Origin of the sequence: Methanobrevibacter ruminantium M1 (assembly GCF_000024185.1) — an archaeon.
GTDB lineage: Archaea > Methanobacteriota > Methanobacteria > Methanobacteriales > Methanobacteriaceae > Methanobrevibacter > Methanobrevibacter ruminantium.
Genome location: NC_013790.1, coordinates 2175127 through 2188729 on the forward strand (window position 1 = coordinate 2175127; position 13603 = coordinate 2188729).

The window sequence follows — 13603 nt, forward strand, 5'->3', positions numbered from 1 at the left end:
TTTATATCAATTATGAAAATAAACTGCAAACTACTGTTAGATTACTGTTAAATTGACTTAAACCAAAAGGAGAATAAAATGAGCGAAAATAATAGAACTTTGATTACAATAGGAATCGGCGCTTTTATTATAATTGCCATATTATTATTAATAGCCCTTGTTTTACCATTCAGTAATTTGGCAGTTGACAATGATGAAATAGCAGTAATCACCATAAGCGACACAATCACCTATGGAGACAATAGCACTTCTGCCCATACAAGCAAAAAGGAAATTGAAAGCGAACTTAACGATGCCTACTCAAATCCAAAGATTAAAGGAATTGTTTTGGATATAGACAGTGGAGGAGGAAGCTTGGTGGCTAGCGATGAAATTTCAGACTTAATAAAGAAATCTCCTAAACCAATTGTAAGCTATATTGGAGATAAAGGATTTGATGAAGCTTATCAAATAGCAAGTGCCACTGATTATATTTTCGCAAGCTCCTCATCATCTCTTGGAGGAATCGGCCTTAGCTATATAAATACAGACAGATACTCCGATGAAAAAGTCACAGGAGTCTTTAATGAAAAGTATCTAAAAAACAATAAAACAAAAAGCAATTCTAAAGTCAAAAGTGCAAATGACTTAGCAAATGCTCAAAAGATGGTTGATCAGGACTATACTTTATTCATTAAGAAAATCGCTGAAAACAGAAACTTAACAGCAGATTATGTTGCGGAACTGGCACATGGCAAAAAATATAATGGAAATGAAGCTAAAAAACTAGGATTGATTGATGAAATCGGCTCTAAAAGCCAATCAATAGAAAAAGCAGCTAAATTGTCAAATGCAACTAATTATACAGTAATCACTTATCCAGAGCCTCAAAAGAAATTAACTGAGATTTTAGGTGAAAATGATATTTTTAACCTTAAAGAGTTAATTAAAATCTAAATTAAAAGTAAATAATAGATACAAGAACTGATAAAATCTAAATTAAAATCTATTTTTTTCTCAAAAGTGCCAATTAAAAATTCATACTTAATAATAGGAACATTTATATATTAACGAACGAAAATATATAATCAAATTGGCATAAGTTTATCAATTGTTATACTTATAAACAAAAACCAAAATAATAAAAAATAAATTTAAGGTGATAAAATGGTATATAAAGTAGAAGTATTTACTTCCCCAACCTGCCCTCATTGTCCAGGAGCTGTAAGACTCGTAGAAAAAGCAAAAGAAGAATTAGGAGATGCTCTTGATGTAACCATTTACAATACAGCAGAAGCTGAAGCTATGGAAATTGCTAGAAAATACCACATCATGTATGTTCCTACAATCATTATTGATGGTGAAATCAAATTCCAAGGAGCTCCTAGCTACGATGAATTAATGGCAGAATTAAAATAAATAGATTTTTTCTATTTATCTTTTCATTTTTTTTATTTCTAATTTTAAACTACTAATTTTAACTATTTTTTTATAAAAACTCTAAATAATAATTTAAACTATTTTTTAAAAAACACCAAATACTAATTTTGACTTTTTAACAAGTATTTAAAACTAATTTAGATAAAATAAAGAACGAATTGCTCTTTTTTCAAATACTGATTTTTAAGTTTATTTCTAAAAATTCCAATCAATAAATCACCAATATAAAAAATTAGAATCGAAATAAATCACCATAAAAAAAATCAGAATCAAAATAAATCATTTAATATATTAAAATAAAAATAAATAAAATTAGGTTAAATATATTTAATAGAGCAATTATTTAATAATAATAAAATTAGTTTAAATATAATTAATAGAATTATTAAAGTAATCCAATTTTTATAATTAATAAAATTTTAAAATTAATGATTAAAAACCAATTAAAACTTATTTTGGAGATTAAAAAATGAAAATAGCAATGGTAGGTCAATTCCCACCCCATATCGGAGGAGTTGGAGTACATATACACAGCCTAGCAAAGCAACTAATCAGGGAAGGCCATGAAGTATATGTGATTACATACCCTCACAAGGACATTAAGGACATTGACGGAATTCATGTCATTGGAACAAAAGGAATAAATATACCAGGCCTTAGAGGATTGATGTTTGGAATTAATGCCAAAAAAGAATTAAAAAAGCTTATAAATGAAGAAAACATTGATATAATCCACGGCCATTACCTATTCCCTGCAGGATGGGCCAGCGTTAAGGCTGGAAAATCAACAAATACCAAAACCTATGTGACTGCACATGGATCAGATATCTTTGAAATGTATAAAAAACAAAAATTTATGAGGCCCTTTATAAAGAAAGTGCTCTCTGATGCAGATATAGTCCTTGCAGTAAGCAATGCATTGAAAGATGAAATAATAAAGATTGATGTTCCAGGCATAAAGGAAAAGATTAAGATTCATTGGAATTCAGTAGACATTGAAAAATACAAAACTACAGAAGAGAATAAGGATAAGTTTAAAAAGGAACTGGTTAATGAATACAATCTAGACCCAAATAAGCCAATGATTCTTTTTGTAGGAAATATAATTAAAAGAAAAAATGTGAATCTCCTTGTTGAAGCCAAAAGACTAATTAAAACCGATGCAAATCTTGTAATTGTTGGAGAAGGTTCTGAATTAGGAAAGTTAAAGGAAAAAGTAAAGAATGATGATAAAATCAATGACGTTTACTTTACAGGAGCTAGAAGAGATGTGGAAGACATCTATCCAAGCTGTGACTTGCTTGTACTGCCTTCCTTTAGCGAAAGTTTCGGACTTGTTTTAATAGAAGCATTAGCATGTGGAAATGCAGTCATTGGAAGCAATATAGGCGGAATAAAAGAGATAATCACAGAAGACGTTGGATTATTGATTAATCCAAATGATAGCCAAGACCTAGCCAATGCAATTGATAAGATACTTCAGGATGAAGAATTGTTGAATAAATTTAAATCAAATGCAAGAAATCGAGCCAAAGACTTTTCTAAAACTGAATTGCCTTATGATGAGCTGAAATAATTATATCTTAAATAAAAACCCTTGAAATAATCAAAACTCTTGGAGTTTTCTAAGATTATACTAAAAAAATAATAAAAATTCAAGAGCTTTTTAAGATCGAGACTTAATGAATTAATAAAAAATTCCAATTGTCTAATCTTATTTTTTAATTTAAACAGTTTTTAGAACTTATTCTTAAGTCACATCAAAATTGATGTCAAAGTGTGAAATTGATTTAATTTCGTAAAATTGATTTCAACTTGTTAAATTGATGTCATCTTATTAAATTGATTTAATTTCGTTAAATAAGAACTTTAAATCAATATAAAAATAAAAAAATGCTAAACATTTATTAATAATGAAAATAAAGATAAATGTAATAAGTAAAATTAAATAAAATGTAAATAATTTTTATCTAAAATATTTTAAAAAAGGAAGTAAAAGGTTGATTATATGGGAGAAAAAGAATTTACTCATTTAACAGAAAGTGGAGTTCATATGGTTGAAGTTGGTGCAAAAGCCCAACAGAGAAGAACTGCAATAGCTAGCGGAAAAATCCATCTTCAAAAAGAAACAATCAGAATGATAGAAAATGCCGAAATCAAGAAGGGAAATGTATTAACTACAGCCCAAATCGCTGGAATTCAAGCAGTTAAAAAGACATCAGACCTTATCCCTCTTTGCCATCCGTTGAATCTTAGTGGAATAGACATAGAATTTGAAGTTGAAGAAGAGGAAATCACTGCAATCTGCGAATGCAGATTAACTGGCCAAACTGGAGTGGAAATGGAAGCCATAACAGGAGTAAGCGTAGCCCTTCTTACAATATGGGATATGACAAAAGCTGTAGAAAAAGATGAAAACGGACAGTATCCTAATACAAGAATTTCAGACATTAAAGTCCTTAAAAAAGAAAAAATATAAAAAATAAGCACTTTAACTAGATTCTAATAATTTAAATAAATAATAAAGTCGTTTAAAAAAGAATATAAGACTATAAAAAAATAATACTTTTCACATGCTCTATCTCAAATTAAATTAAATATAAACAATAAAAATAATTATAAAATTTAATTTTAGAAAAGGGTAAAAACTTAATAGATCGCTGCTTTTTAAAAAAAAAAAAGAAAACTACGAACATTTCTCAACAAAAACAAAGAACTGATTACTATGAAAAACATTCCCACTAATATTAAACAAATAATAAATGATTGTTATCCATACATTAAAGAGTTCAATCCCGCCCAAAAGGCTGTAATTGAATCTGGATACCTTGAAAATGATAAGAATTACATCATAGCCATTCCAACTGCAAGCGGTAAGACTGTGCTTGGAGTCATGGCTGCACTTCAATCAATCCTATCTGGAGGAAAGGCAGTATACGCTGCCCCTCTCATATCCATACAGAATGAGAAGGTCAAGGAATTCAAGAAATTTGAAGAGCATGGGATTTCAGTTGGAAAGCATCCATCATCCTCTGACTTGTCAATCATGGTCTTTGAATCATTTGATGTCCTGACACGATTTTCCTGGGATGTATTAAGAGATGTTGACACAATAATTATCGACGAATTCCATATGATTGGAGAATATTCCAGGGGGCCTACAATCGAATGTGCAATAACAAGGGCTAAAATCATAAATCCAAACTTAAGAATCATTGCATTATCTGCAACATTGGAAAATATGTCTGAAATTGAAAATTGGCTTGATGCTACAGTTATAGAACACGATTATAGGCCAGTTCCATTGAATAAAGACGTATTGGATACAGAAATGTTCAACACTAAAAATAAAAATGATGTAGTGGTAAAAGTTATTGAAAAAGCAATTGAAGATGATTCACAGGCATTAAGCTTCGTATCAACAAGAAGGTTCACAGAAAGCCTTGCAAACTATGTTGCTGAAAAGCTAAAGAAAAAAACCACAGATGAACAAAAGAAAAGGTTTAAGGAAGTTGCAGACAAGATTCTTGAAGTTCCAGAGAAAAAAGGCTCAAGACCTACCTCCACCTGCTTGAAACTTGCTGAAAGCTGTGAGAACGGTGCAGTTTTCCACCATGCAGGACTCTTTTCCGAACAGAAGGAAATCATTGAAGAGGAATTTAGAAATGGAAACATCCTAATGATTGCAGCAACACCAAGTTTGATGTATGGAGTTAACCTCCCTTCCAAATATGTTGTTATACGAGATTACACTAGATGGACCTCCCAAGGACCTCAAGCGATTCCAGTATTTGACTACGAGCAGATGTCCGGAAGAGCTGGAAGGCCACAATACGACAATGCAGGATATTCCTATTTGATTGCAAAATCAATGGAGGAAGCTTCAACCCTGGAAGAGCGATACATCTATGGAGACATAGAGCCTACAAACTCCAAACTGATTGAAAATAAGGATGCAGTATTCAGGCAAATCATAGCCCAAGTGGCTTCCACCATATCAAAGACACCTGAAGACTTAGAAGATTTCTTTAAGAAAACATTCTATGGCTATCAGATGACAAATAACAGTTCAATGAGCTTTTTCGCAGAGGAAAGCCTAAAATTCGAAATACAGAATGCATTGGAATTTCTGCTTCAAAATCAGATATTGCAGGCTACACCAAGTGGACTTAAAACAACAGCACTTGGAAACTTAATAGCCAAATCCAACTATACAGTGGAAACTGCAGTAAAGGTTAAGGAATATGCGAACTTGGTTGACCAATTCAGTGCAGAGGAACTTATCTATCATTTAGCGCAGACTCCTGATATGCCTCTCATTTCATTTAAGGGCAGACGCTCTAAAGACCCAGTGCGAGAAAAGCTTGCTAATTATGGCCTATTTGCATTGGAGATAGCAAATCCAGAGGCAACTGCCGTGTCCCTTATCGAATGGATCGATGAGAGAAACGAATATGAGATAGAAAATGCCTATAATGTCTATGCGTCATCTACAAGACGGGCTGCATATGAAGCGTCCCTACTTGTCAGATTCACTAAAAACACATTGGAAGTTCTTGGAAAATACAATTATTCAAAGGATTTGGACTTCCTATCAGCAAGACTCTATTACGGAGTAAAGGAGGACATAATTCCTCTTGTGATTGGAGTAAAACGCTTAGGAAGAAAACGTGCAAGAGCATTGGTAAACACATTCGGAGAGGATTTAAGACCTGTTTCAGAAAATGAACTTCAAAAAGTAGATGGAATCGGACCTAAATTAGCTAAAAGCATAAGAAACTTTGCAGACAATTATTGATTCCATTCTTTAATCAAAAGCTAAAAAAAGTTGATTATTAAAGAAAGAAAGACAAATAAGTTTATAAAGAGAATAAGGAAAAATCTGGATAAAAAAAGATTAAATAAAAAAGAAAACAAGTATAAAGTAAAAAAAAAAGCTTAAACAAAAAAAAGAACAAAAATCAGATAAAAAAGGCCAAACAAAAAGAAAAAAAGAACTTAGAAGGTTAAAGGATTAACCTCCACCTTCACAGCCTTGAATATCATTTAAATTAGCATTAAGTTCTTCGTAGCCTTCTTTAATGTCTTTAACTTTTTCAAGAGTATCTCTATCCACAGTCTCAACATTAATGAGATCTTTTTCATCGACCACTTCTAAAGAATCTGCAGCATACCATAAAGCAGGTTCATCCAATTTAACCCATTGCTGTTTATCTTCTTCCTTTAAATCAACAACTTTGCTTATGGTACCTGTTCCAGTGTATCTAATAAAAGCGCCGATATCTATAGTTTCACCACGAATGTCACAAAAACTCATAGCATCACCTAAAGATAAAAAAATAGTAAAAAATAAATTATTAATAATTTATCAAATAACTATTTGCCAAATTTAAGAAAAAGAATTCTATTCTACTTTAACATCGGTAGTTTCTTCAGCTTCTACTGCTTCCTCAGCTTCTTCAGCATCGTCAACAATTTCAGCTTCAACAACTTCCACTTGTTTTTCGATTTGTTCAGCTACTGCTTCTTCTTTTTCAGCTTCTTTAGCTGCTTTTTTGGCTTCTCTTTCAGCCTTTTTAGCTTCTTTCTTAGCTTCTTTTTCAGCTTTCTTAGCTTCTTCAGCTTCTTTTATTTTAGTTTCCTTATCAATTGTAATTTTCAATAATACGTAATCTCCAATGCTTTTTACATCATTATACTCTACATCCAATTGGTCGGAAGTGAGGAAATTTTTCTTAAGGCTGACTACAATTTTTGTAATTGCACCAGTTTCAGGTTCAAAATCTGCGTCAATAATTTTACCAATTTCGTTTGCGTTATCGTCTAAAACTAACATACCTAATAGTTGTTTAATTTTCATGATTTCACCTAGAAGAAATAAAATAATTTTAAACTATTAAAAATAGTTCATATACAGTTTAATATATTATTAATAAAAAACAAATAATAAAATGTTTTAAATTAATAAATCAGTTTACATTTTTCAAGAATAAACTTGATTTCAAGATTAAACTTGATTTAATTAAAAATATGGATTGATAATATATAAACTTATCTAAATAATATTATAAAACTAAAATAAATCATTTAATTGAAGAATTTTAAAAGAAATTAATGGAAAAAGTAATAAAATTCTAATAAAATAACTATAAAAGTAATAAAAGTCTAATAAAAAAGATAGAAAAAATTATAAACCAAAAAGAGAATAAACAAAATAACTATTAAAACAAAAAGAGAATAAGCTAAAGAACTCTTAAAACCATTAAAACATAAATTTTATCAGTTAATTTATGGCATAATAAAAAAGAAGGAGGTAAAAAATGGATAAAGCATGCAGAATCATCATAGAAGACATTATGAATGGAAAAATAACTACTCGACGTGAATTGGAAGTAGAAAAAAGACAGCTATGCAGAGATAGAAAATTAAAAAAGTTCATGAGCAATTCAGTTATCCTAGAGCATGCAAGCCTTGAAGAGAAAAAGATCGTATCAAACCTATTAAGGAAAAAGCCAACTAGAACTATCTCTGGAGTGGCTATAGTGGCTGTCATGTGCCATCCACACCAATGTCCTCATGGAAGATGTTTCTATTGCCCTGAAAGTGATATTGCACCTCCAAGTTATACCGGAGAAGAGCCTGCTGCATTAAGGGGCAGAATGTTCAAGTTCCACCCTTATGTACAATGCTATAACCGATTAAAGCAACTTCATAAGGTAGGCCATCCTATCGACAAGGTGGAACTTATCATCATGGGAGGAACATTCCCTTCAAAGGATATCTGCTATCAGGAATGGTTCGTTTCACAATGTCTAAAGGCTATGTGCGATTTTGGAATTATCCTTGAAAACATCAGCCAAATCGATGATATCGAATCAATAAAGAGAGAAGGCCTTTTAAAATACCATCCTTATTCAAACAATGAATTGAAGACTTATCCCCCTAACGACTATGTCCTAATAGATGACATTCAAAGGATAAATGAAAATTCAAAGGTCAGATGCATTGGAATGACCTTTGAGACTCGTCCAGACTACTGTAAAGAGCCCCATGTAGATAGAATGCTTGACATGGGAGTTACAAGAGTAGAATTAGGAGTTCAGACAATCTATAATCACATCTACGAAAAGATAAAAAGAGGCCATAAGGTAGAGGATGTGATTGAGGCAAACAGAATCCTAAGGGATTCCGGAGTAAAGGTAGCCATGCATATGATGCCAGGGCTATTTCCACTTGCAAGGGAGAATCCAAGAATAGAACAATGTCCAGAACAGGACCTAAAGATGTTTAAGGAAATCTTCAACAATGAAAACTTTAAGCCAGATATGCTTAAAATCTATCCTTGCCTTGTAACTGAAGGAAGCGAACTTCACAAGCTTTATAAGGAAGGCAAATACAGGCCTTACACTGATGAAGAGGCTGTAGAATTGATAGTTCAAATCAAGAAGATCCTTCCCAAATGGGTTAGAACCATGAGAATCCAAAGGGACATTCCATCTACCTTGATTGAAGCAGGAGTCAAGAAATCAAACCTTGGCGAATTGGTCTATAACCGACTTGAAGAGGAAAAAATAAACTGCCAATGCATAAGATGCAGGGAAATAGGCCATAAGAAAACAGAACAGGACTATTCAATTGATGATTACAGATTATTCCAAGAAGATTACACTGCAGTGGGAGGTAAGGAACACTTCCTATCCATAGAAGATAAGAATGAGGAAAGCTTAGCAGGATTCTTAAGGCTTAGAATGCCTACAGAACAAGCCCATAGAGAAGAGATTAGAGACAATACTGCAATAGTAAGAGAACTCCATGTCTATGGGAACATGATTAAGATAGGCCATAAGGGAAACGCCATAGGTCAGCATACCGGATTTGGAGAAAGACTTCTTAAGAAAGCTGAAGAGATAAGCATCGACCAAAACAAGGAAGAGCTTTTAATAATCAGTGGTATCGGAGCACGAAACTATTATCGTAAGTTTGGTTATGAACGTAAAGGTCCTTATATGGCTAAAAAACTAATCTAATATAACTAAATAAAATATAATAAATGAAAATCAAATATTTTTATTAAAAAATCATTGCTAAAGCTTTTTAAAAAAAATTATCAAATCTAGTTTTATAATATTTGGTAAAAAAGACATGAAAATTAGAAAAGTTTCTAGTTTTCTGATAAAAAAAATAAAACAATCAAACAAGACAAAAGTATTATATAGTTCTAAATATAACTAACTATTATAGACATATGAAACTAATTAAAAAACTAAGTTTAAAAAAAATAGCTTGGTTTTAAAGGAAATAAATTTTATAATTATTTGTATTGGAGAAAAAATTGTTAAAAAACAAAGTTTTTAAATTGGAGGATGATTAAATGATTACAGCAGAAGAATTAGCTCAATATATCGAATTTACTAATTTAGATAATACTGCAACTGAAGAACAAATGAAAGCATTCTTTGATAAGGCAAAAGAATATAACTTTTATGCAGTAGTAGTCCTTCCACACTATGTTAAATTAGCAAAAGAAGAATTAAAAGACACTGATATGAAAGTTGTAACTGTTGTCGACTTCCCATTAGGTGCTGGAACCACTGAAAGCAAAGTTGCAGAGGCAAAAGATGCAATCAAAAACGGCGCCGATGAGATTGACATGATGGCAAACATCCCTGCAATCAAGGAGCACAACTTTAAGGCAGTTAAAGAAGACATCATTGCAGTTAAAGAGGCAGTTGGAGATCATATCCTAAAAGTCATCATTGAAAATGCCCTTCTTACTGTTGATGAAAAGGCAGGAGCTTCTGCAATGTGTGAAGCGGGAGGTGCAGACTTTGTCAAGACCTCAAGCGGATTCAATGGAAATGAACATTTCTATGCTTTAATGGAAAGCTTAAGAATCATGAAAAAGAACGCTCCACATAAGGAAATCAAGGCAGCTGGCGGAATTAACAATTATAAATTAGTAAATAATGTCATTGCAGCAGGAGTTACTAAAATCGGAACTTCCTCAGGACACATTATTATGGACCAGTTCAATCATGTGATGGACAATCAAAAGGTAAGTCCAGAACAGAAAACAGGCCCAAGGCTTATTTAGTTAATTAAACTGTCATTGATTAATTAAAAACAAATTGCGATTAAATTAGTTTTAAACTAATTTAATTATTTTCTTTTTTTAAACTTTTTTTAAAATATAAAAATACTCTTTTTAAAATACTTTTAAAATTGAAAAACTGATTTTTTTAAAATACTTAAAGTGAAAAAAAACTCTTTTTAAAAAATATAAAATTTAATAAAAAAAATTGATAAAAAATAGATAAACTTAGATAAAATAAGTGAAAATAATAAAAAAGTGTCAAAACAATTATAATTAAATATTTATAAAAAATAAGAAAAGATGCCATGTGCCGGACTTGAACCAGCGACATCCAGATCTTCAGTCTGGCGTTCTCCCAACTGAACTAACATGGCATAAATGGACCGAACGAGATTCGAACTCGTGATCACCTCCATGTCAAGGAGGTATCATACCCCTAGACCACCGGTCCTTTCTACTTACTAAAATATGTAAATGATTATATATAAATCTTTCTAAAATCTGAGAAATTCATATATAAATAGAAATATTTTTAAAAAAAATAGACATTTTTTTATCCAAATATCTTAAAACCGATGCCTAGAAATAAAAATTCCAATTTATTAACATTCTTATTCTGTAATTAATTATTTATATATTTTGTGGAAAAGGAAACCTTTGGAAAGTAAAATCTTCTAGAAAACTAAAACCACGATGAAAATATTAGATAGATCTGAAAAATAAGATAAATAAAGACCATGAATGCAAATATAATTAAAAATAGAGAATTATATAATGACTCGAAAAAAAATAGACTAGATAAAATAGGATTGATAAAAATAAAAAAGAAAAAGTTTAATTTGAACTAATTTTTAAAAAATGTTTTTAATGAAATCTGAAAAATAGATTCTTTTCATTAAAAAAAAATAAATTGGCCAAAAAGAATCTGGCCAATAGTTAACAGTTAAAAACTTAGATAACAAACTTATTTAATTGCTAATTTGATATCTTCAGCTTTTACGGTTTTTCTACCAGCGTGGCGTGCGAAATTAACTGCTTTTTTAGCTAATTCGTCACCTTTTTCTTCTAAAGCTTCAGCTAATGCAACTTTTGCATCATCGCTAATTCTTTGTGCGCCAGCATTTTTTAAGATACGACCGACAGGTGCGATTGGTAATTCACTCATATTTTCACCTCCAATTAAATGTTGTACTCCATATTATATAAAGGTTTTGATTTTTAATAGTATAAAATCACTTATAATCCAATATATAGTAATAGAAATATAGGAATTCAAATAATAGGAAATATTAAAAAGTATTAAAAAAATATAATAGGAAATTATAAAATATTACCCAATTAAAAGCCTAAGAACTCTTAAAAATTAAACTTTTTAAAAACTCTTAAATAAGAAAATAAAAGGTAAAATAAAGTTAAATTTACAAATAAATAAAAATAACAGTCTAAAAAAAGAAAATAAGAAAATTTTTCTTTATTTTAAAAATAAAAGATAAATTATCATTTAATAATAAAATACAAAACAAAATAAAAGTTATTTAGTAAAATAACAATATTTAAATCATTGTTTAATCCAATTTTTTAAAAGAATTTTCAAATGAAAGAATAAAGAACTTTAAGAAAAATAGATATCTAAAAAATAATAAAAAAATAGAAAATTTTTAAAATAAGTAATACTTTTTTAAAATATGGATTTGACTGATAATAATCAAATAATCAATCGGTCCTATGGACAATGCCCCATATAATAACCAAGTAATCAATCGGTCCTATGGACAATAATCTGTATAATAATCTAATAATCAATCGATTTTATGCCCAATGAGATAGGTTCCAGTTGTCTTATCAATATGAACCTTAATAAACTCTCCTAAGTTCACATCCTGAACCACAACAGGAATATATGAATTGGTCTTTGCAATGAATCCTCCTTTAGAGCCCTTTTCCACAACCAAAGCATCCATCTCCCTATCCTGCAAGAACTTATTTTCCTCTTCAAGCATTTCAAACTTAATCTCAGATAAATACTTTGATCTTCTTTTCATATCATCAAAAGGAATATTATCCAGGGAAGATGATATGGCTCCCTCCCTATGCTGATATTTGGAGAGATGAATAAGATTGAATTTGATTTCTCTAATAAGCTCTGCTGTCTTCATAAAATCCTCTTCAGTCTCTGTCGGATATCCGATAATGATGTCAGTGGCTATAGTAATATCTGGAATAGCCTGTTTGAAGCTATAGACAATATTCTTATAATCATCTACAGTATGGTTTCTTCCCATTTCCCTTAAGACCTTGTCACTGCCAGACTGTATAGGCAAATGAATGAAATCATATACTTTTTCCATCTTAAATGCTTCAATAAGATTATCCAAATCATTTCCAATGTTTCTAGGGTGCATCATTCCAACACGAACTCTAAAGTCCCCATCTAAGCTTGCAACTTCCTTAATTAAATCAGAGAGCTTTTCGCCTGTATCCTTACCAAATGCTGAAGTGTCCTGTGCAGTAAGCTCAATCTCAACGCAGCCATCTTCAATGGCCAATCTTGCTTCCTCCACAATATCCTTTATAGGATAGCTGTTTAAATGGCCGCGGGCAAATCTAGTGCAGCAATATGTGCAAGCACCTAAGCAGCCCTCACATATTTGGATAACATGAATGTATGGATCTTTTCGTATTTTAGGAACGCAGACTTTAGGTTCATCGGAAAAACCAAATTCCCTAACAATTTCACCGCCGATTGTAGATTTGACTACATCTGCAGTCTTGTTTAATTGGTGAGGACCAATCCATGAGCAATTAGGTCCGATTGCCTCAAGCTTTTTAGGATCCACTTCAACCATGCATCCTCCAACGATAATCTTCTTATCAGGGTACTGCTTTTGAAGGTTTTTGATTCTGTTTATTACCTTGCTTTCAGTAGGCAATTTTACATAGCAGGTGTTTACAATAATGGCATCAGCCTCCTCTTCAGTGGAGACAAGCCCGATATTGTTTTCATTCAATATCCCTGCCATAATTTCAGAATCCGCTTGATTAAATGTACATCCATAGGTTTCTATAAATACTTTCATATTATCCACATTA

General features: G+C 31.1%; 11 protein-coding genes and 2 tRNA genes. 7 read left to right on the forward strand and 6 right to left on the reverse strand.

All coding sequences use genetic code 11. From position 1 onward, the window contains the following. Positions 1-78 precede the first annotated feature (78 nt). The 5 genes from MRU_RS08385 to MRU_RS08405 all read left to right on the forward strand — a co-directional run bounded on the left by MRU_RS08385 (position 79) and on the right by MRU_RS08405 (position 6217). Positions 79-936, forward strand: a complete 858-nt coding sequence (locus tag MRU_RS08385; RefSeq protein WP_012956475.1) for a S49 family peptidase — start codon at positions 79-81, stop codon at positions 934-936. A gap of 210 nt (positions 937-1146) precedes the next feature. Continuing rightward, positions 1147-1398 carry a thioredoxin family protein gene (locus MRU_RS08390; RefSeq protein WP_012956476.1) on the forward strand — a complete coding sequence of 84 codons (252 nt, stop codon included), beginning with the start codon at positions 1147-1149 and terminating at the stop codon, positions 1396-1398. 490 nt (positions 1399-1888) lie between these two features. Beyond that, positions 1889-2995: a glycosyltransferase family 4 protein gene (locus tag MRU_RS08395; protein WP_012956477.1), complete on the forward strand. Its 1107-nt coding sequence runs from the start codon at positions 1889-1891 to the stop codon at positions 2993-2995. A 432-nt stretch (positions 2996-3427) separates the two neighbouring features. After that, positions 3428-3898, forward strand: a complete 471-nt coding sequence (gene moaC / locus MRU_RS08400) for a cyclic pyranopterin monophosphate synthase MoaC (RefSeq protein WP_012956478.1) — start codon at positions 3428-3430, stop codon at positions 3896-3898. Positions 3899-4144: 246 nt separating this feature from the next. Beyond that, positions 4145-6217: a DEAD/DEAH box helicase gene (locus MRU_RS08405; protein ID WP_012956479.1), complete on the forward strand. Its 2073-nt coding sequence runs from the start codon at positions 4145-4147 to the stop codon at positions 6215-6217. Between the two features lie 216 nt (positions 6218-6433). Here the strand turns inward: MRU_RS08405 and MRU_RS08410 are convergent, their stop codons facing one another. Both MRU_RS08410 and MRU_RS08415 read right to left on the reverse strand, forming a co-directional pair. Beyond that, positions 6434-6736: a DUF2098 domain-containing protein gene (locus MRU_RS08410; RefSeq protein ID WP_012956480.1), complete on the reverse strand. Its 303-nt coding sequence runs from the start codon at positions 6734-6736 to the stop codon at positions 6434-6436. A gap of 87 nt (positions 6737-6823) precedes the next feature. After that, positions 6824-7279, reverse strand: coding sequence for a PRC-barrel domain-containing protein (locus tag MRU_RS08415; protein ID WP_012956481.1), 456 nt, complete (start codon positions 7277-7279; stop codon positions 6824-6826). Positions 7280-7739: 460 nt separating this feature from the next. On the opposite strand from MRU_RS08415, the gene MRU_RS08420 reads away from it, so the two are divergent. Together MRU_RS08420 and deoC are read left to right on the forward strand one after the other, a co-directional pair. After that, positions 7740-9446, forward strand: coding sequence for a tRNA uridine(34) 5-carboxymethylaminomethyl modification radical SAM/GNAT enzyme Elp3 (locus MRU_RS08420; protein WP_012956482.1), 1707 nt, complete (start codon positions 7740-7742; stop codon positions 9444-9446). A gap of 344 nt (positions 9447-9790) precedes the next feature. Further along, positions 9791-10513, forward strand: coding sequence for a deoxyribose-phosphate aldolase (gene deoC / locus MRU_RS08425; RefSeq protein ID WP_012956483.1), 723 nt, complete (start codon positions 9791-9793; stop codon positions 10511-10513). 301 nt (positions 10514-10814) lie between these two features. Here deoC and MRU_RS08430 read toward each other — a convergent pair. The 4 genes from MRU_RS08430 to MRU_RS08445 form a co-directional block, all read right to left on the reverse strand. Further along, positions 10815-10887: transfer RNA gene (locus MRU_RS08430), tRNA-Phe, on the reverse strand. A 5-nt stretch (positions 10888-10892) separates the two neighbouring features. Continuing rightward, positions 10893-10964 (reverse strand) — tRNA-Val (locus MRU_RS08435). Between the two features lie 513 nt (positions 10965-11477). Continuing rightward, a complete protein-coding gene (locus MRU_RS08440) occupies positions 11478-11678 on the reverse strand; it encodes a histone family protein (RefSeq protein ID WP_012956484.1) in 201 nt (66 codons plus the stop codon). Between the two features lie 634 nt (positions 11679-12312). After that, a complete protein-coding gene (locus tag MRU_RS08445) occupies positions 12313-13590 on the reverse strand; it encodes a tRNA (N(6)-L-threonylcarbamoyladenosine(37)-C(2))-methylthiotransferase (protein WP_048812489.1) in 1278 nt (425 codons plus the stop codon). Positions 13591-13603 lie beyond the last annotated feature (13 nt).

Coding starts and splice junctions, on each gene's coding strand:
- MRU_RS08385 (WP_012956475.1), top strand. CDS start 79: ATGAGCGAAAATAATAGAACTTTGATTACAATAGGAATCGGCGCTTTT.
- MRU_RS08390 (WP_012956476.1), top strand. CDS start 1,147: ATGGTATATAAAGTAGAAGTATTTACTTCCCCAACCTGCCCTCATTGT.
- MRU_RS08395 (WP_012956477.1), top strand. CDS start 1,889: ATGAAAATAGCAATGGTAGGTCAATTCCCACCCCATATCGGAGGAGTT.
- moaC (WP_012956478.1), top strand. CDS start 3,428: ATGGGAGAAAAAGAATTTACTCATTTAACAGAAAGTGGAGTTCATATG.
- MRU_RS08405 (WP_012956479.1), top strand. CDS start 4,145: ATGAAAAACATTCCCACTAATATTAAACAAATAATAAATGATTGTTAT.
- MRU_RS08410 (WP_012956480.1), bottom strand. CDS start 6,736: ATGAGTTTTTGTGACATTCGTGGTGAAACTATAGATATCGGCGCTTTT.
- MRU_RS08415 (WP_012956481.1), bottom strand. CDS start 7,279: ATGAAAATTAAACAACTATTAGGTATGTTAGTTTTAGACGATAACGCA.
- MRU_RS08420 (WP_012956482.1), top strand. CDS start 7,740: ATGGATAAAGCATGCAGAATCATCATAGAAGACATTATGAATGGAAAA.
- deoC (WP_012956483.1), top strand. CDS start 9,791: ATGATTACAGCAGAAGAATTAGCTCAATATATCGAATTTACTAATTTA.
- MRU_RS08440 (WP_012956484.1), bottom strand. CDS start 11,678: ATGAGTGAATTACCAATCGCACCTGTCGGTCGTATCTTAAAAAATGCT.
- MRU_RS08445 (WP_048812489.1), bottom strand. CDS start 13,590: ATGAAAGTATTTATAGAAACCTATGGATGTACATTTAATCAAGCGGAT.